Annotated in this window: 12 protein-coding genes; 10 read left to right on the plus strand and 2 right to left on the minus strand. The window is 48.4% G+C overall.

Annotation, left to right across the window (positions count from 1 at the left end):
• Position 1 precedes the first annotated feature (1 nt).
• From nuoF to folK, 8 genes are all read left to right on the plus strand, one after another.
• Positions 2-1,888 carry an NADH-quinone oxidoreductase subunit NuoF gene (nuoF, locus tag BN1938_RS06765; RefSeq protein WP_050639863.1) on the plus strand — a complete coding sequence of 629 codons (1,887 nt, stop codon included), beginning with the start codon at positions 2-4 and terminating at the stop codon, positions 1,886-1,888.
• A 12-nt stretch (positions 1,889-1,900) separates the two neighbouring features.
• Positions 1,901-3,589, plus strand: coding sequence for a [FeFe] hydrogenase, group A (locus BN1938_RS06770; protein WP_050639864.1), 1,689 nt, complete (start codon positions 1,901-1,903; stop codon positions 3,587-3,589).
• A 776-nt stretch (positions 3,590-4,365) separates the two neighbouring features.
• Positions 4,366-5,640, plus strand: coding sequence for a class 1 isoprenoid biosynthesis enzyme (locus BN1938_RS06775; protein ID WP_050639865.1), 1,275 nt, complete (start codon positions 4,366-4,368; stop codon positions 5,638-5,640).
• Between the two features lie 230 nt (positions 5,641-5,870).
• The gene (locus BN1938_RS06780) at positions 5,871-7,166 is read left to right on the plus strand and encodes a bifunctional folylpolyglutamate synthase/dihydrofolate synthase (RefSeq protein WP_050639866.1); all 1,296 of its coding nucleotides are present in this window, start codon (positions 5,871-5,873) and stop codon (positions 7,164-7,166) included.
• Positions 7,166-7,717, plus strand: a complete 552-nt coding sequence (folE, locus tag BN1938_RS06785; protein WP_369794747.1) for a GTP cyclohydrolase I FolE — start codon at positions 7,166-7,168, stop codon at positions 7,715-7,717. Before BN1938_RS06780 ends, folE begins: the two co-directional genes overlap by 1 nt.
• 18 nt (positions 7,718-7,735) lie before the next feature.
• Positions 7,736-8,218 carry an HD domain-containing protein gene (locus BN1938_RS06790; protein ID WP_050639868.1) on the plus strand — a complete coding sequence of 161 codons (483 nt, stop codon included), beginning with the start codon at positions 7,736-7,738 and terminating at the stop codon, positions 8,216-8,218.
• A 17-nt stretch (positions 8,219-8,235) separates the two neighbouring features.
• The gene (gene folP / locus BN1938_RS06795; protein WP_050639869.1) at positions 8,236-9,060 is read left to right on the plus strand and encodes a dihydropteroate synthase; all 825 of its coding nucleotides are present in this window, start codon (positions 8,236-8,238) and stop codon (positions 9,058-9,060) included.
• Positions 9,061-9,096: 36 nt separating this feature from the next.
• Positions 9,097-9,918: a 2-amino-4-hydroxy-6-hydroxymethyldihydropteridine diphosphokinase gene (gene folK / locus BN1938_RS06800; RefSeq protein ID WP_050639870.1), complete on the plus strand. Its 822-nt coding sequence runs from the start codon at positions 9,097-9,099 to the stop codon at positions 9,916-9,918.
• 115 nt (positions 9,919-10,033) lie between these two features.
• Here the strand turns inward: folK and aroA are convergent, their stop codons facing one another.
• Positions 10,034-11,326: a 3-phosphoshikimate 1-carboxyvinyltransferase gene (gene aroA, locus BN1938_RS06805; protein WP_050639871.1), complete on the minus strand. Its 1,293-nt coding sequence runs from the start codon at positions 11,324-11,326 to the stop codon at positions 10,034-10,036.
• A 29-nt stretch (positions 11,327-11,355) separates the two neighbouring features.
• Positions 11,356-12,450 (minus strand): prephenate dehydrogenase, encoded by a 1,095-nt coding sequence (locus BN1938_RS06810; RefSeq protein ID WP_050639872.1) that lies wholly within the window; start codon positions 12,448-12,450, stop codon positions 11,356-11,358.
• A 1,099-nt stretch (positions 12,451-13,549) separates the two neighbouring features.
• Here BN1938_RS06810 and BN1938_RS06820 point away from each other — a divergent pair.
• Together BN1938_RS06820 and trkA are read left to right on the plus strand one after the other, a co-directional pair.
• Complete coding sequence (locus BN1938_RS06820) at positions 13,550-15,622, plus strand: elongation factor G (protein ID WP_050639874.1); 2,073 nt, start codon at positions 13,550-13,552, stop codon at positions 15,620-15,622.
• 751 nt (positions 15,623-16,373) lie between these two features.
• On the plus strand, positions 16,374-17,732 hold the full coding sequence (gene trkA, locus BN1938_RS06825) for a Trk system potassium transporter TrkA (protein WP_050639875.1): 1,359 nt from the start codon (positions 16,374-16,376) through the stop codon (positions 17,730-17,732).

Consider the following 17,732-nt stretch of genomic DNA (forward strand, 5'->3'; position numbering starts at 1 on the left):
TATGGAGAGAATTGAGAATAGAGAAGCTCTCGGACAGGTACGTGAAGCTTCGAAAGCACAGATAGAAAACAGTAAATGCAGGGTGCTGATTTGTGCAGGGACAGGCTGTTTGGCAGGCGGTTCCGGTGACATTTACAGAAGAATGTGTGAGCTGGTTGATGAAAATCCGGATGTGGAAGTACATTTTGGGGAAGAGATCGCACATGGGGATGGAGAACTTGGCATTAAGAAGAGCGGATGCCATGGATTCTGCGAGATGGGACCTCTGATGAGGATAGAACCCCAGGGAATTCTGTATACAAAGGTACAGCTGGATGACTGCGATGAGATATTCCATAGAACGATTGAAAAAGGAGAGATCATCAGGCATCTTTTATTTAAACAGGATGGCATTGAATACCAGAAACAGGACGAGATTCCATTTTATAAAAAGCAGACAAGAAATGTTCTGAAAAATTGCGGGCATATTGATGCGGAGCATATCCAGGAGTATATTTCCACAGGCGGATACCAGGCTCTTGAAAAGGCACTGTTCAATATGAAGCCGGAGGAAGTGATTGAGGAAATTACAGAATCTAATCTGCGCGGCCGCGGGGGCGGCGGCTTCCAGACCGGTTATAAATGGTCACAGGTGGCGAAGCAGCAGGAAAAAGAACGTTATGTTGTCTGTAACGGTGACGAGGGAGACCCGGGTGCATTCATGGACCGGAGCATTATGGAGGGAGACCCGCATAAGATGATTGAAGGCATGATGATCGCTGCTTATGCTGTTGGTGCTTCCGAAGGTTATATTTATGTGCGTGCCGAATATCCGCTGGCGATCAGCCGTCTGAAACTGGCGATCTCACAGGCGGAAGATTGCGGTCTGCTGGGAGATCACATTCTGGGTACTGATTTTTCCTTCCGTTTACATATTAACAGGGGAGCGGGAGCTTTCGTCTGCGGGGAGGGCAGCGCTCTTACAGCTTCAATAGAAGGAAACCGCGGTATGCCGCGTGTGAAGCCTCCAAGAACGGTAGAACAGGGTCTGTTTGCGAAACCGACCGTGCTGAATAACGTAGAAACATTTGCAAATGTTCCCATGATTATCAACGAAGGCGCGGAATGGTTTAAAAGTATCGGGCCGGAGAGCAGTCCCGGAACCAAGGCGTTTGCTCTCACTGGAAGCGTAAAGCATACAGGTCTGATCGAGGTTCCCATGGGAACTACTCTCCGCGAAGTTATTTATGACATTGGCGGCGGAATCAAAGGGGACGGAGAATTTAAGGCCGTACAGATCGGCGGTCCCTCCGGCGGCTGCCTGATTACGCCGCATCTGGATATTAATCTGGATTTCGATTCCTTGAAAAAGATGGGCGCAATGATTGGATCCGGCGGACTGGTTGTAATGGATAACCATACCTGCATGGTGGAGGTCGCAAGGTTTTTCATGAACTTTACGCAGAATGAAAGCTGCGGAAAATGCGTTCCGTGCAGGGAAGGCACAAAGCGCATGCTGGAGATCCTGGAAAGAATCGTGGCCGGAAACGGAAAATTAGAGGATCTGGATCTGCTTGAGGAGCTCGCGGATACGATTACGGATACTGCACTGTGCGGTCTTGGCAAGAGTGCGGCTCTGCCTGTTATCAGTACGCTGAAGCTGTTCAGAAAAGAGTATGAGGAACATGTAGTTGAAAAGAAATGCGTATCCCACAACTGCACCGCAATGCGGCAGTTTATCATCAGCCCGGAACGATGCAAGGGATGTTCCAAATGTGCGAGAAACTGTCCGGTAGGTGCGATCAGCGGACAGATTAAAGAACCTTATGTCATTGATAATGAAAAATGTATTAAGTGCGGCGCTTGTGAAAGTGCCTGTGCATTTGGTGCGATACATATTGAAGGGTAGGAGGAAACGAACATGAGTTATATGACAATCAACAACAGAAGGGTCGCCTTTACGAATGAAAAGAATGTTCTTTCCGTCATCCGCAGAGCCGGGATTGACCTTCCTACTTTCTGCTATCACTCGGAGCTGTCTACATACGGCGCCTGCCGTATGTGTGTAGTCGAGGATAACAGAGGAAGGATATTTGCATCCTGTTCAGAGACACCCAGGGACGGAATGGTAATTTATACAAATACGCCAAAGCTGCAGCACCACAGAAAGATGATTATCGAATTGCTTCTGGCATCCCATTGCCGTGACTGTACAACCTGTGCTAAAAACGGAGTCTGTACACTGCAGAAGCTGTCCAGACAGCTTGGAATTATGGATGTAAGGTTTGAAAATAATAAAAAGCAGCTGGAGAAAGATACGACATCAGAGTGTGTTGTGAGGGATCCAAATAAGTGTATACTGTGCGGTGACTGTGTTAGAACCTGCGACGAGATTCAGGGCCTTGGCATATTGGATTTCGCATTCCGCGGTTCCAAAATGCAGGTGACGCCGGCATTTAACAAGGATTTGTCACAGACGGATTGTGTAGGATGCGGACAGTGCCGCGCGGTATGTCCGACAGGTGCAATTACGATTAAACAGAATGTAGATCCGGTATGGCGTGCGCTCAGTGACAAGAATGTCCGCGTGGTGGTACAGATAGCCCCGGCGGTCAGGGTGGCTATGGGAGATAAGTTCGGCATCAAAAAAGGTGAAAATGTGCTTGGACGCCTTGTAGCGGCTCTTCGCCGTATCGGTTTTGACGAAGTATATGACACCAATTTCGGCGCGGATCTGACGGTTATGGAAGAATCAAAAGAATTGCTGGAACGCCTGGAATCAGGAGAAAACCTTCCGCTTTTCACATCCTGCTGTCCGGCATGGGTTAAGTTCTGTGAAAATAGATATCCTGAATTCAGGAAGAATATTTCCACCTGCCGTTCTCCGCAGGAGATGTTCGGTGCATTGATTAAGGAAGAGGCGCGCATGAAGGCGGCGGAAGACACCAGGAAGACCATGGTTATCTCGATTATGCCATGTACGGCAAAAAAGGCAGAGATCACAAGACCGGAGCACTTTACAGACGGGGAGCAGAACGTGGATTATGTGCTGACAACCACAGAGGTTACCCGTATGATCCAGGAAGCAGGAATCGATCTTGCACAGGTGAAGCCGGAAGCACTGGATATGCCATTTGGACTGGCATCCGGCGCAGGCGCAATCTTCGGGGTTACCGGAGGTGTGACAGAAGCAGTGCTGCGGCGTCTTGTTAACAGCAATAAGGCGGAAGACCTGGAAGCAATCAGTTTCACCGGAGTGCGCGGCGTAGACGGCATCAAGGAAGCCAGGGTAAAACTGGGAGAAAGAGAAGTTAAAATCGCTGTTGTGAATGGTCTGCAATGTGCCTCCGAAGTACTGGAGAAGATGAAAGCAGGAGAAGTGCACTATGATTTCGTGGAAGTGATGGCTTGTAAGAGAGGGTGTATCGCCGGAGGCGGGCAGCCTGTGCCGATCGGCCCAAGAACAAAGAAAGCAAGACTGGAAGGACTTTATAAGATCGACACAATGGCACAGATCAAACTTTCAAACCAGAATCCGATCGTTGAGGCGGCTTATGAGGGCATATTAAAAGGAAAAGAACATAAGCTGCTGCATAATGAGGTGAATTAGCTTACAGCTGACGAGACGGTAAGGAGAGCGTCCGCCTCTTTGGGCTGCGGGATGCGGCGCGGGGCGGGATGTCTTCCGGTGCTTGCGGATGCCGGCCGTTTTGCCTAGTTTACGTAGGGATAAAATAGAAAAATCTGATGGAACCGGCGACATGCGGTCCCCAATTTGATAATTGGGGACCTTAGTCGCCTCAGACTTTGCCTGGTAAAGCAAAGTCTGTCCATCAGATTTTTCTATTTTATCCCAACGTAAACACGGCACACTCTAGTACAGCATTGCACTAATAATTCAGCAATAAGCACCTGCTCTCTACGCCATAGCTGTACCTGCTTTCGCTAGACGTAGGAACCACTACGCCGTCGCGAAAGCAGGCACAACTCTGACGCAGATATCAGGCACTTATTACTGAAAGATTAATGCACTGCTGTACTAGGCATCCGCAATCACCGGAAGAAATCCCGCCCCGCGCCGCATCCCGCAGCCCAAAGAGGCGGGCGCTCTCCTTACCTTTTAGTGGCTGTTCGGAAGGGGATTCATGGCGGAAGGTCGAGGAGGGGGACGATAGTGTAGGATTAAGGAAAATATCGTGGACAGTCAGGAGATAGATAAGTCGGATTCGTGTTGGTTTCTGGCTATCCCTTTCATTTACACTTCTTTTCTTCATAATAATAGTCCCATTCCTTTCGTTGTTTTTTGTGAAGGATCGTGGTATACTTTTGAAGTATTGGGAACAGGGAGCGTGTTAACGGCTGCAGCTTTTTACAGGAGGGCATATTATGGACACTTGGGAAACGATTCGGGAGGATGATCGGTATGGAATTGCTGCGGCGGTGAAGACCGTGACGGATGTTTGGAAGAAAACTCCTGCGGCAGCGGGGGCGGGGATGTTCCGTGCTATTTCTGTGAAGGAGCAGGCTGAAAATGATAAAAGGTGCAGGGAGGTCTGGGGGAAGCTGAACGGGCATTTGCAAAGTTTTCCTCAGGCAATTCAGGGGCAGAAGATGTGGCGGGAGAGGGCAGAGAAGGTTCTGTCTGACGCTATGGATAAGGATGTAATGTTCCAGCTGGGACAGCTGCCGGGCGATGTAAGAAAAGGGTTTTTAGAGGCGGCCAGAACCTTTGTCCGGCATACACGAGTGTTTGACAGGGAGCTTGTACTGGAGGATCTTGGACAAGCGCTTAGAAATTATTTTGTATATTTTATGCTGTGCCTTGCGGATGGTTCTGACAGGTGGTTCCATGAGGCGATCTGGGGGTACAGCCTGCTTTATCCTTATACGGATAATTTTCTGGACGGTGACAAAACGAGACAGGAAAAGGCTGCATTTAACCGCAGGCTGGAGCAGAAACTGAACGGATTCAAAACAGAGGCGGAAGACGATCTGGAACAGAAGGTCTTCCACATGGTGGATTCGGTCGAAGATATTTATCCAAGAAAAATATTCAGCGGTCTATATGATTTTCTTCTGACTATTTATGATGCCCAGATAAAAAGTATGGAGCAGCAGGGAAAGACGGAGAAAACGGCACAAGAGCTTCTGCAGATGTCGGCTTATAAGGGCGGGGCTTCTATCTATGTGGATCAGTGCTTGATTGATGGGTATCTGAAGGAAAAAGATATCCTGTTCCTTACGGGGTTCGGGCTCTTTTTGCAGCTTGCAGATGATTTGCAGGACGTGGATGAAGACGCCGAAAACGGACATCAGACTTTGATGACGCTGAGTGCGGGGGCCGGCTTTCTGGATGAAATTGTGGGACGCCTGCTGTCTTTTCTGAAATATGTGTTTGAAAATTATTGGAGCGGGGAAGAGGCGTATAAAGGTTTTGTGCTGGATAACAGCGTGCAGTTGGTAATTATGACTGTGTTCCAAAAGAAACAGTATTTTTCGGAAGCGTTTAAAAGAAATATGGAAGAATGGTCCGTACTGCCCGCGGGTTTTTTTGCATGGATGGATGCGGAAAATGCCAAAAACCGGGAGAACATGCAGCACAGCCCGGTAAATATGATGGAGATACTGGATGTCTGGTGCCAGGTACCTTCTTTGGAGTAGGGATGATGTTAAATGCGCTTCGGCAGTACCGGGATGACGAGAAAGGGAGACGGCTGGTTACTGTTTAGACCGAGCGTCTACCTCGCTGCACTTGAAAAGCAGGGAAATAAATTTCTCTTGTGATAAAATGCATTTAGTGCTATGATTGACAACAGTGGAATACATGATTCTACAGCGTAGGCTGATAAATTACATAATTATAGAAGAGATAGGGAAAGGAAACGAGAAACGTGACCTATAAAGAAGCAAGGGTATATTTGGACGAAGTGTCGAAATACGGAAGTGTACTTGGCTTGGATACGATTCGAGGTCTGTTGCGTGAACTTGGGAATCCTCAGGATGACTTGAAGTTCATACATATTGCAGGAACGAATGGCAAGGGATCTGTGCTTGCATACACTTCAACAATTTTAAGTGAGGCAGGGTACAGAACCGGCAGATATGTATCACCAACAGTGGTTTCCTATTTGGAACGGATTCAGATAGACGGAAAATGGATACCGGAAGATGAGTTCGCAGAATTAGTGGAAGAAGTTAAGAAAGCTATTGCACGCATGGAAGCCAGAGGTGAGGCCAGCCCCACCGTTTTTGAGGCAGAGACGGCAGTAGCTTTTTTGTATTTCAGAGAGAAGCGCTGCGACTTAGTCGTTTTAGAAACCGGGCTGGGCGGCCTGCTGGATGCGACGAATATTGTGAAGAATACGGAGCTTGCCGTATTCGCATCCATCAGCAGGGATCACATGGGATTTCTGGGCGAAACTCTGGAGGAGATTGCGGCAAATAAGGCGGGAATTATAAAGCCTGGCTGTACGGTTGTCACATCGCTGCAGAAGCCGGAAGTGATGGCGGTACTCGGCGGAAAGGCCCGGGAGCTGAAATGCGGCATGGAGGTTGTGTATCCCAGGGAGGCGGTAGTGATAGAAGAAAACTGGGATGGACAGCGGTTTTCCTACCGGGAGTGGGAAAACATTAAAATCTCGCTGGCAGGCAGATACCAGATTGAGAATGCCGTTACAGTTCTTGGGGTTATCCGGACGCTTAGAAACAGTGGATATGCGATCTCAAGGCAGGCCGTAACAGAAGGTTTTGCGAAAACAACGTGGCCCGGACGGCTGACCTGTGTTGCCAGGAATCCTCTGGTAATTGTGGACGGGGCGCATAATGAGGAGGCAGCGTTGAAACTGCGGGAGTCTTTGATACAGTATTTCCCCGGCAGGCGTATAATATTTATTATGGGAGTATTCCGGGATAAGGAATATGGCAAGATAGCAGAGATCATGGGACCTCTGGCGGACAAGATATATACTGTCGAACTGCCGGATCAGGGCAGGACGCTGGGCGCGGATGAATTAAAGCAGGCATTGCTGCCATACTGTGTGGAGGTAGAAGAGGCATCCGGGATAGAAGAGGCTGTGAGGGAAGCATGTGCTTCTGCTAAAAAAGACGACGTAGTACTGGCTTTTGGTTCGCTGTCCTATCTGGGACAGGTTATGGAATTGGCTGAGGATATGGGAGAGAAGTTATGATAGATCAGGAAAAGATAAAACAGGCGGTAAAGCTTCTTCTGGAAGGGATCGGGGAAGACACCGGAAGAGAAGGCTTAAAGGAGACTCCGGAGCGTATTGCCCGTATGTATGAGGAAATATACGGCGGGATGGACGAAGATGCGGCAGAACATCTGAAAAAGACATTTCACGTAGAGAATAACGAAATCGTAATGGAAAAAGACATTACCTTTTATTCTACTTGTGAGCATCATCTTCTTCCCTTTTATGGAAAGGCCCATATTGCATATATTCCCGATGGAAAGGTGGTTGGCTTAAGCAAACTTGCCAGAACCGTAGAAGCATTTGCCAGAAGGCTTCAGATCCAGGAGCAGCTGACGGGGCAGATTGCAGATGCCTTGATGGAGCATCTGAATCCAAAGGGAGTACTTGTGATGATTGAGGCGGAACATATGTGCATGACAATGCGGGGAATAAAAAAGCCGGGGAGCCAGACCGTGACGGTAGTTAAGAGAGGCGTGTTTCTGGAGGATCCGGAGCTGACCAATCTGTTTTTCCAGATGATCAGATAAAGGATAGGGGGATTGTCTATGAAAGAGATCGAATTGATCAGAAAGCATCCTCTGTATCTAAGCTGCTGCAAGAGGTTAGAGGAATTGGAACGGGACCGGCAGTTCTGCAGGCATCAGATGCCGCATCTGCTGGATGTGGCCCGGATCGCTTATATCCGGAGTCTGGAGAACGGTCTGGGGTTGAAGAAAGAGGTGATCTATGCGGCGGCAATTCTGCATGATATCGGCAAGGCCAGCCAGTATACGGAAGGCATACCGCACGAGACCGCCGGAAAAGAGACGGCAGAAAAGATACTGGAGGATACGGATACATTTACAGGAGAAGAAAGACAGATGATTCTTCAGGCAATTATGGAGCACAGACGGGACAGTGAGAATCAGTCTGTGCTTGGCAGGCTTTTATATGAAAGTGATAAATTGTCCAGAGCATGTTATGCATGCCCTGCGGAGAAGGAGTGTAACTGGAGCAGCGGTAAGAAGAATATGGAGATAAAATGGTGAAAGGACTGGTATAAGAGATGAGAATAGGCAGCAGGGAGTTTGACACGGAACATCATACCTATATCATGGGGATTCTGAACGTGACGCCGGATTCATTTTCCGACGGTGGAAAATACAATGATCTGGACAAGGCGCTTCTGCATGCACAGGAATTGGTGCGTGACGGTGCGGATATTCTGGATGTGGGCGGAGAGTCGACTCGTCCGGGGCATATCCAGATTACGGAGGAAGAAGAGACCGAGCGGGTTGTGCCCGTGATTGAAAGGCTGAAGCAGGAGTTTGACACCCCCATTTCCATCGACACATACAAGAGCAGCGTTGCAAAAGCTGCAGTTCAGGCCGGAGCCGCACTTGTGAATGATGTCTGGGGGCTCAAATATGATGCCGGGATGGCGGACGTAATCGCTGAAAGTCAGACAGCGTGTTGTCTGATGCACAACCGGGAGAAAGCAAAATACGTCAATTTTCTGCCGGAGGTTCTGATGGATCTGCAGGAAAGTGTTGATATAGCAAGAAAGGCCGGCATTGCAAAAGACAAGATCATACTGGATCCGGGGGTCGGCTTTGGAAAAACGTATGAGATGAATCTGGAAATCATCAAGGAATTGAACCGTCTGAAATTCCTGGAGTACCCTATTTTGCTGGGAACCTCCAGAAAGTCCGTAATCGGCCTGACACTGGATCTGCCGGCCGGACAGCGGGAAGAGGGAACCCTCGTAACCACCGTGCTTGGGATACTAAGCGGGTGCGCCTTTGTGCGAGTGCACGATGTGAAGGGAAACAAACGGGCTATTCAGATGACAGAAGCCATTATGAGGGAACATGACTGCAAAGGGGTCTGACCCCTTTGGGAAAACGATATGTAGAGGGACGGGATTATGGATCAGATTAAGATAGAAAATCTGGAGATATTTGCAAATCACGGCGTATTTCCGGAGGAAAATGTGCTGGGGCAAAAGTTTTTGATTTCAGCGGTTCTTTATACGGACACCAGGCGTGCCGGAAAGACAGATGACCTGAAGGCTTCAATCCATTACGGTGAGGTCAGCCAGTTTATGGATACTTTTATGAAGAAGAATACTTATAAACTGATTGAACGGGCCGCGGAGTGCCTGGCAGAAGAGCTTCTTTTGCATACTGCACATTTGGAGAAGGTAGAGCTGGAAGTGAAAAAGCCGTGGGCTCCGGTGGGCCTTCCGGTGGAATACGTGTCAGTCAGGATTACCAGGCAATGGCATACCGCATATATTGCGTTGGGATCTAACATGGGGGATAAGGAAGGCTATCTGAATGCTGCGGTCAAAGAGCTGGATCGAAGAGAGGACTGCCGGGTAGTGAAAACCTCCGGCTGGCTTGTTACCCCGCCTTACGGCATGACAGATCAGGATGATTTCCTGAACGGCTGCCTGGAGCTGCGGACGCTGCTGCCGCCTGAGGAACTTTTGGAGGAGCTGCATATGATCGAAACGCATGCAGGGCGGGAGCGCATCATACACTGGGGGCCAAGAACCCTGGATTTGGATATTATCTTTTACGATGATCTGATTGTGGAGACAGATACACTTTGTATCCCACACGTGGAGATGCATAAACGTGATTTCGTGTTGAAGCCCCTTCATGAGATTGCGCCATATAAGCATCATCCTGGAAACGGGAAGACAGTGCGCGAGCTGCTCGAGGAGATTGAGCAGAGTCATTAAGCGGAAAGCGAATAGCGGAGAGGATCCCGGTGAAACATTTGCGGTGTAAAAAAACCGGGCCATTCAGTCTCAGTGACTGCATGGCCCGGTTTTTTTGTTATGTGCAGATGCAATTTTAGAGTAATTGTTCAAAAGTATCGTAGAAGGTCGGGTAGGACACATCCACACAGTGGCTGTCCAGTATATTCGTATTACCTTCTGCTACAAGAGCCGCAATACTGAATGCCATAGCAATCCTGTGATCCAGAAGGGTGTGGATCGTTGCTCCGTGAAGCGGTTTCCCACCCTCTATGATCATGCCGTCCGAGGTCGGCGTTACATCGCATCCCATTGCCTTGAGATTGTCGGTGACAGTCTCGATTCTGTCGGTTTCTTTGACCTTGAGCTCTGCGGCATCACGGATAATTGTAGTGCCTTCCGCCATGGAGGCCATGACCGCAATGACCGGGATCTCATCGATCAGTGTGGGAATGATATCGCCTTCTACTGTGGTACCGTGAAGACGGCTTGTACGAACCAGAATGTCGGCAATTTTCTCGCCGCTTTCAGTGCGTTCATTTAAAAGCGTGATATCTGCGCCCATATCTTCACAAACCTTCAGGATGCCGGCACGTGTTGGATTGATGCCGGTGTTTTTAATCAGAATCTCCGAATTCGGTACCAGCAGCCCCGCCGCGATAAAATAGGCCGCAGATGAAATATCTCCCGGTACGGTGATCGTGCGTCCGTAGAGTTCTTTACATGGACGGAGTAAAGCTGTCGCTTTCGTACTGCTGAGATCATGAGTCGTGGAGATATCTGCTCCGAATTCGGCAAGCATCAGTTCCGTATGATTGCGGGACAGGCTTGGCTCCGTCACAGAAGTTTCGCCGTCCGCATACAGTCCTGCAAGCAGGACACAGGATTTAACCTGTGCGGATGCAACGGGAGACTCATAGTGAATGCCATGGAGGTTCCCTTTTGAAATATACAGCGGTGCACAGCCATTGCGGAGGATGCTGGAAATATTTGCTCCCATCAGAGTCAGCGGTTCGATGATCCGTTTCATGGGGCGGGAATTCAGGGACTCATCACCTGAAAGTTTGGAATCAAAGGACTGTCCTGCCAGAATTCCGGAAATCAGCCGGGTTGTTGTGCCGCTGTTACCCACATCCAGGATCTCGGAAGGAGCTAAAAGACCGTGGAGACCCTTCCCATGCACCGTAATGGTGTCCCCGGACTGCCGAATATCAATCCCCATTTTCCGGAAACAGTCGATGGTAGCCAGACAATCGGCACCTTCCAGAAAATTATGAATCGCGGTGATTCCCTTCGCGATGGAGCCGAACATAACACAGCGGTGGGAAATAGATTTGTCTCCGGGAATGGTCACTTCTCCTTTTAATCCCGTAATATTTGTTAATTCCATATCTTTAAAAATCCTTTCTCTTATGCAAATTACACTTCGTAGACGATATAACGGTATTTTTTCAGCAGTTCAGCCGCCTTGGCAGAAGAACTTTCGTCGTAAAATTCGATACGCAGAACGCCTTCTTCAAATTCACGGTTATGTACAATACCGATATTTTTGATACTGATATTATTGCTGGCCAGTATGGTTGCAATCGTGGCGATTCCTCCGGCCTCATCGATGATATCACAGTAGACCGCAAAGCGCTTTTTGATAGGCCCGGCGGAACTGTTGGGCATGGAATCCCGATAGTCTTTGGAGGATTCGAACAGGGAAAATAGGTCGTTTTCTGAGCCTTCATCCACGGAGTCCTTCGCCTGTTTCAGTACTTCAATATAATCCCCCAGGATCCGGGAAATATTTTTCTGGTTTTTCAGGCAGATCTGTTGCCACATCACAGGAGAGGAAGAAGCAATTCTGGTAATATCCTTAAAACCTCCTGCGGCCAGGTTTTTCATAAGTTCGTCTTCCGTATCCGTATCCCTGACAAAATTGACCAGACTGGACGCGATAATATGAGGAAGATGGCTGATCGTTCCTGTAACATAATCATGCTCCTTATAATCCAGTATAATAGGAAGCGCCTTCAGGGACTCCACAAAACTTTTATATTCTGCAACCTTTTCTTTCGGAACCCTGGAAGAAGGAGTCAGAATATAATAGGCATTTTCAATCAGCACAGGTTTTGAGTTCACGAATCCGCTTTTCTCGGAGCCTGCCATAGGATGCCCCCCAATAAAATTATCTTCCAGCCCCAGCCGGATAATCTCTTCATGAATCGAAGTCTTTACACTCCCCACATCAGTCAGAATACAGTCCGGATGGATATACTCCTTCAACTGCGTAAGATATGCGGTATTATAGGAAATAGGGGCACAGAGAAAAATGTAACTGCACCCTCTGAAGTTCTCATCAATCGAAGAACAGGAAGTCTGGATAGTGCCTTCCTGGACTGCCAGAGCCAGTGTCTCCTTACTTTTGTCAAAGGCCAGCAGTTCATAATCAGGATAGTACTGCCTGACAGCCTTAGCGATAGAGCCGCCAATCAGGCCGAGGCCGATGAAGCCAATCTTTTTAGTCATGGTGATTCATTCCTTTCAGTAAAATCAAATACAAAAACAGTTTAACACCTCCTCCCCAAAAAGTAAATAAAAAGGAGGGGGGTCCGCCTGCCAGGAGGCCGTTTGCTGCAGTGCTATTCCCGACCCGTGCAATGTGCGGCTCCAGGGGGACGTCTGCCGGTTTTGCAGGCTGCCCATTCGCTAAGAAGCGCTAAATGCCGTACCGCAGGATTTTATGGAACCACGGGGATTCACCGTGCAATCTGATGATTGCACGGCTCAGTCCCCGCTTGGGAGCTGGCCTGGAAGCCAGCTCCCATCCATAAAATCCTGCGGTACGGCATTAAGCGCTTCTAAGCTTATTCTATGCCCGCAAAACCGGCAGACGTCCCCCTGGAGCCGCACATTGCACGGGTCGGGAATAATGCACTGCAGCAAACGGCCCCTGGCAGGCTAGGTGCCCTAAGGCGGAAGGGTGGCGGCGGATGGGACTGGCTGGTACGGGGAATGAATGGCAACCGACAATGAAGGGAAAGAGAGGATATTGCTGCTTTAGCAAATAAAAAATAAGATCTAGCAGGCCTTGCACATAAATATCATCCCCAAGCACAGCACAAAAATATCCGCCCAGCAGATCAAATACGCTGCCCCCGCAAGAATCCCCCTGGGAATTGACCTGTAAAAATTGGATGAACCCAGCGTACGGGGAAGGGGAATGGGATTGCCTGGATGCGTCTTTTGCGGGATTACTGTCCCTTTATCAAGACGGAAGGCAAAATGCAGACTTTGCGCAGGACCACAAGTCCTGCGCAAAAGTTGACCCGCAGGGAGAACGCATCCGGCGTTCTCCCGAGTGTCAACGGTGTCTGTCATTTTGCCTTCCGTCTTGATATAGGGACAGTTATCCCGCAATTCCGTATCCAGGCAATCCCATTCCCCTTCCCCGTACGCGGCCCTTCACCCAATACTTCCCGCCAATTCCCCCCTAAATTCTTTGTTAAAAATTCATAAAGGAGTTGTAATGGCCTTAGTTTTTTAGTACAATATACACATAATACGTGTGCGCGGCGAGTATGATAGAAACCATGCACATAATAACGACACACAAGGAGGCAGCAGCATGAAGGTTTACAGAACAGACGAGATTAGAAACGTAGTATTGCTTGGCCACGGCGGGAGTGGCAAGACGAGCCTCGCAGAGGCAATGTTGTATGTATCAGGGGCAACAAACCGAATGGGTAAGATTTCAGACAATAATACGGTCAGTGATTTTGATAAAGAAGAGCAGAAGCGTGGTTTTTCTATCAGCACATCTCTGATTCCTATTGAGTGGGAGAAGGCCAAGATTAATATTCTGGACACGCCGGGATATTTTGACTTTGTCGGGGAAGTTGAGGAGGCAGTCAGTGCAGCGGATGCAGCTGTAATTGTAGTTTCAGGAAAAGCCGGTGTACAGGTTGGGACGGAGAAGGCATGGGAATTATGCGATAAGTACAATCTTCCGCGTATGATCTATGTGACTGAGATGGATGTGGATGACGCCAGCTTCCGCCAGGTTGTAGAGGATCTGACAGCGAAATACGGCAAAAAGATAGCTCCGCACTTCCAGCCGATCCGCGAGAATGAAAAACTGGTAGGCTATATCAATGTGATTAAGAACGCAGGCAGAAGATATACAGGCATCGGACAGAGAGAAGAATGCGAGATTCCTGAATACTGCCAGCCGAACCTCGAGATACTGAGAGACTCCCTGATGGAAGCAGTGGCAGAGACAAGTGAAGACTTCATGGAGCGGTATTTTGCAGGGGAAGAGTTTTCTGTTGAAGAGATCCGGGCAGCGATGCGTACGGAAGTTATGGACGGAGATATCGTTCCGGTAGGGATGGGCTCCAATCTCCAGGCGCAGGGTGTTGCCAATCTCCTTTCTGATATTGTCAGGTTCTTCCCGAGCCCGGATAAAAGAACCTGTGCAGGAATTAACAGAACGACCAATGACATTTTTGAGGCGAATTATGATTTCTCAAAAGCAAAGACAGCCTATGTGTTTAAGACAATGGTCGATCCTTTTATTGGAAAATATTCTTTGATTAAAGTATGCTCCGGCGTATTAAAGGGAGACGATATCCTTTTCAATGCGGATACGGACGCAGAAGAGAAGCCGGGCAAGCTTTATACGATTTGCGGGAATAAACCATCCGAAGTTACCGAACTGTTTGCAGGAGACATCGGAGCAATTGCAAAGCTGTCCAATACAAGGACAGGAGACACTCTTTCCACAAAAGCAACGCAGGTTTCCTACGCCAAGACAGACTTCTCCATCCCATATACATATATGAAGTATTCCGTAAAGAACAAAGGGGATGATGATAAAGTGTCACAGGCGCTGGCTAAGATGATGGCCGAGGATATGACACTGAAGGCAATGAATGACAGCGAAAACCGTCAGTCTTTACTTTATGGTATGGGGGACCAGCATCTGGAGATCACGGCTAGCAAGCTCGCGAACAGATACAAAGTTGAGATTATACTGGAGATGCCAAAGGTTGCATTCCGGGAGACAATCCGCAAGAATTCTGATGTGGATACGAAGTATAAGAAACAGTCAGGCGGACACGGACAGTATGGACATGTTAAGATGAGATTTGAGCCGTCAGGGGATCTGGAGACGCCATACGTATTCGAAGAAGTAGTAGTCGGCGGAGCAGTGCCTAAGAACTACTTCCCGGCAGTTGAAAAAGGACTGCAGGATTCCGTGGGAAAAGGCCCGCTCGCAGGTTACCCGGTCGTAGGAGTAAAAGCAGTTCTCTATGATGGTTCCTACCATCCGGTAGATTCCTCTGAGATGGCATTTAAGACAGCAACAGTGCAGGCATTCAAGAAAGGATTTATGGAAGCAGGCCCGGTACTTTTAGAACCAATCGCGTCCTTAAAGGTTACAGTACCGGACGAATATACAGGTGATGTCATGGGAGACCTGAACAAGAGACGCGGACGCGTGCTTGGAATGAACCCGATCACGGGAGGCAAACAGGTCATAGAAGCCGATATCCCAATGACCGGATTATTCGGATACTGCACAGTACTCCGTTCCATGACAGGAGGCCGCGGCACATATGCTTACGAATTCGCAAGATATGAGCAGGCGCCATCCGACGTACAGGAAAAAGAAATCGCAGCAAGAGCTGAAGAGTAGAAGGCGGGAAGGGGCGGCTGATTTTGGAAATCAGCCGCCTAGCCAAGAAGTTCTGGCAGCAAAAAAGCCGCATCTTATGGAACCGAGCATATTTACGTAGAAAGCCGATGCTTTCTAAGCAAATACGCTCTGGAAAATTGATTCGGAATCAATTTTCCTCCATAAGATACGGCTTTTCCGCTACAAGAACTTCTAAGGCACACTTAAAGATTCCCAAATCAGCATACCTACTATTACCTTCCCAAACAGTCACAGACCCACCAGTTCAGCATAATCCCCCTCACCCGCTGAAGCCCCCACCGGGAAGGCAGTGGTTTTATTGACGGCCGGATGAGCCAGCTGTGGGGAATTGGAATATGCCTCTCTCGGATGCGTTTTTCAGGGCATTAGTGCCGCTTCATCAAAACCGGAGCCGGCATGTGAACTGCTTTCAGGCCCACAAGGCCTGGAATCAAGCAGACCCGCAGTGAGAATTCATCAGAATTCTCACAAGTGTCCGCGGTGTTCATCATGCCGGCTCCGGTTTTGATTAGCGGCACTTATGCCCTGATACCGCACCCGAGAGAGGCATATTCCAATTCCCCAAAGCGTCCCCATACCCGCCTAAATCCCTCCTTGCGCACCCGGTAATTTGAAATTTGTTAAGAAATCTGGAAAACGATTGTAGTTTATGAGCAAAAGTGCTATAATTGCTCTGCCATTATAGAAAAATGACCAAAATATAATAAGTAATGAAGTTGAGGGCAGACGAATGAAGATAGTCATTATTGGGGATGGAAAAGTCGGCTATAAGCTGGCGAAACAACTCTCCGCGGAAAATTATGACGTTATTATGATTGACAGCAATGAGAAAAAGCTGCGTGCCGCGATTGACAGGCTGGATATTTTTTGCGTTACCGGAGACGGTGGAAGTGTGGCTGTTCAGAAGGAAGCAGATGTTCCGCATACAGATCTTGTGATTGCGTGTACTTCCACAGATGAATGTAATATGCTGAGTTGTCTGATTGCAAGACGATTGGGGGCAAGGCATACCATAGCTAGGGTGCGTAACCCAATATATTATCAGCAGATTGATATATTAAAAGAGGACTTACATCTGAGCATGGCGGTGAACCCGGAACTGGCTGTGGCGGGGGAGATTGTCAGGCTCTTATTATTCCCGGATGCAAGTAAGGTAGACACGTTTGTCAAGGGAAGAGTGGAACTGATTGAACTTCCTCTGTTGGAAAAGAGCTGCCTGATTGGGATGTCATTGGCGGATATGTATAATAGATTTCAGATTAAGCTTCTTGTCTGCGCGGTAGAGCGGGAGGAGGAAGTCTTTATTCCTGATGGTGATTATGTGCTGCGAGCCGGGGACAGGCTGCACATAGCTGCTTCTCACATGGAGATCGAGCTGTTCTTCAAACTGCTGGGTCAGAGAAAAGAAAAGATTAAAAAGGTAATTATCTGTGGCGGCGGGCGTGTCAGTTACTATCTTGCCACACAGCTCTGCAAGATTGGGATGCAGGTTAAGATCATCGAAATAGACGAAAATAAGTGTGAAAATCTGTGTGAACTTCTTCCCAAGGCTACGGTCATAAACGGGGATGCTACCGACCATGACCTGCTGATCGAAGAGGGGATACAGGATGCGGACGCACTGATCGCCCTGACGGGGATGGATGAAGAAAATATCATTATGTCGCTCTTTGCAAAGAGCCAGGGTGTTTCCAAGATTATTGTCAAGGTAAATGAAGACAGAAGAGCCAGAATGATACAGGAATTTGGCATCGACAGTATCGTGTCAGCCAAGGCTGCTACGGCGGATGCAATTCTCAGCTATGTGCGTGCCCGCAGGAACTCTCAGGGAAGCGCGAATGTGGAAACGATGTACCAATTGGTTGACGGAAAAGTGGAGGCTCTCGAATTTATAGTGAAATCTCAGACAAGCTATACGGGTATTCCATTAAAGGATCTGTCACTGAAGGTGAACAATCTGATTGCATGCATTGCGAGAAAGCGCAAAATTATTATACCTAACGGTGATGACTGCATTCAGGTAGGAGACAGCGTTATTATCATTACAATGGAAAAACATATCCAGGATATCCAGGATATTTTGCTGTAG

It is taken from the genome of Eubacterium sp. SB2 (assembly GCF_001244405.1).
Classification (GTDB): Bacteria; Bacillota; Clostridia; order Lachnospirales; family Lachnospiraceae; genus Faecalicatena; species Faecalicatena contortus_B.

What these genes read in the sequence shown, in the direction of transcription:
- folP (WP_050639869.1), top strand. Translation starts at nt 8,236, where the DNA reads ATGAGAATAGGCAGCAGGGAGTTTGACACGGAACATCATACCTATATC.
- folK (WP_050639870.1), top strand. Translation starts at nt 9,097, where the DNA reads ATGGATCAGATTAAGATAGAAAATCTGGAGATATTTGCAAATCACGGC.
- BN1938_RS06790 (WP_050639868.1), top strand. Translation starts at nt 7,736, where the DNA reads ATGAAAGAGATCGAATTGATCAGAAAGCATCCTCTGTATCTAAGCTGC.
- nuoF (WP_050639863.1), top strand. Translation starts at nt 2, where the DNA reads ATGGAGAGAATTGAGAATAGAGAAGCTCTCGGACAGGTACGTGAAGCT.
- BN1938_RS06810 (WP_050639872.1), bottom strand. Translation starts at nt 12,450, where the DNA reads ATGACTAAAAAGATTGGCTTCATCGGCCTCGGCCTGATTGGCGGCTCT.
- BN1938_RS06775 (WP_050639865.1), top strand. Translation starts at nt 4,366, where the DNA reads ATGGACACTTGGGAAACGATTCGGGAGGATGATCGGTATGGAATTGCT.
- aroA (WP_050639871.1), bottom strand. Translation starts at nt 11,326, where the DNA reads ATGGAATTAACAAATATTACGGGATTAAAAGGAGAAGTGACCATTCCC.
- BN1938_RS06820 (WP_050639874.1), top strand. Translation starts at nt 13,550, where the DNA reads ATGAAGGTTTACAGAACAGACGAGATTAGAAACGTAGTATTGCTTGGC.
- BN1938_RS06770 (WP_050639864.1), top strand. Translation starts at nt 1,901, where the DNA reads ATGAGTTATATGACAATCAACAACAGAAGGGTCGCCTTTACGAATGAA.
- trkA (WP_050639875.1), top strand. Translation starts at nt 16,374, where the DNA reads ATGAAGATAGTCATTATTGGGGATGGAAAAGTCGGCTATAAGCTGGCG.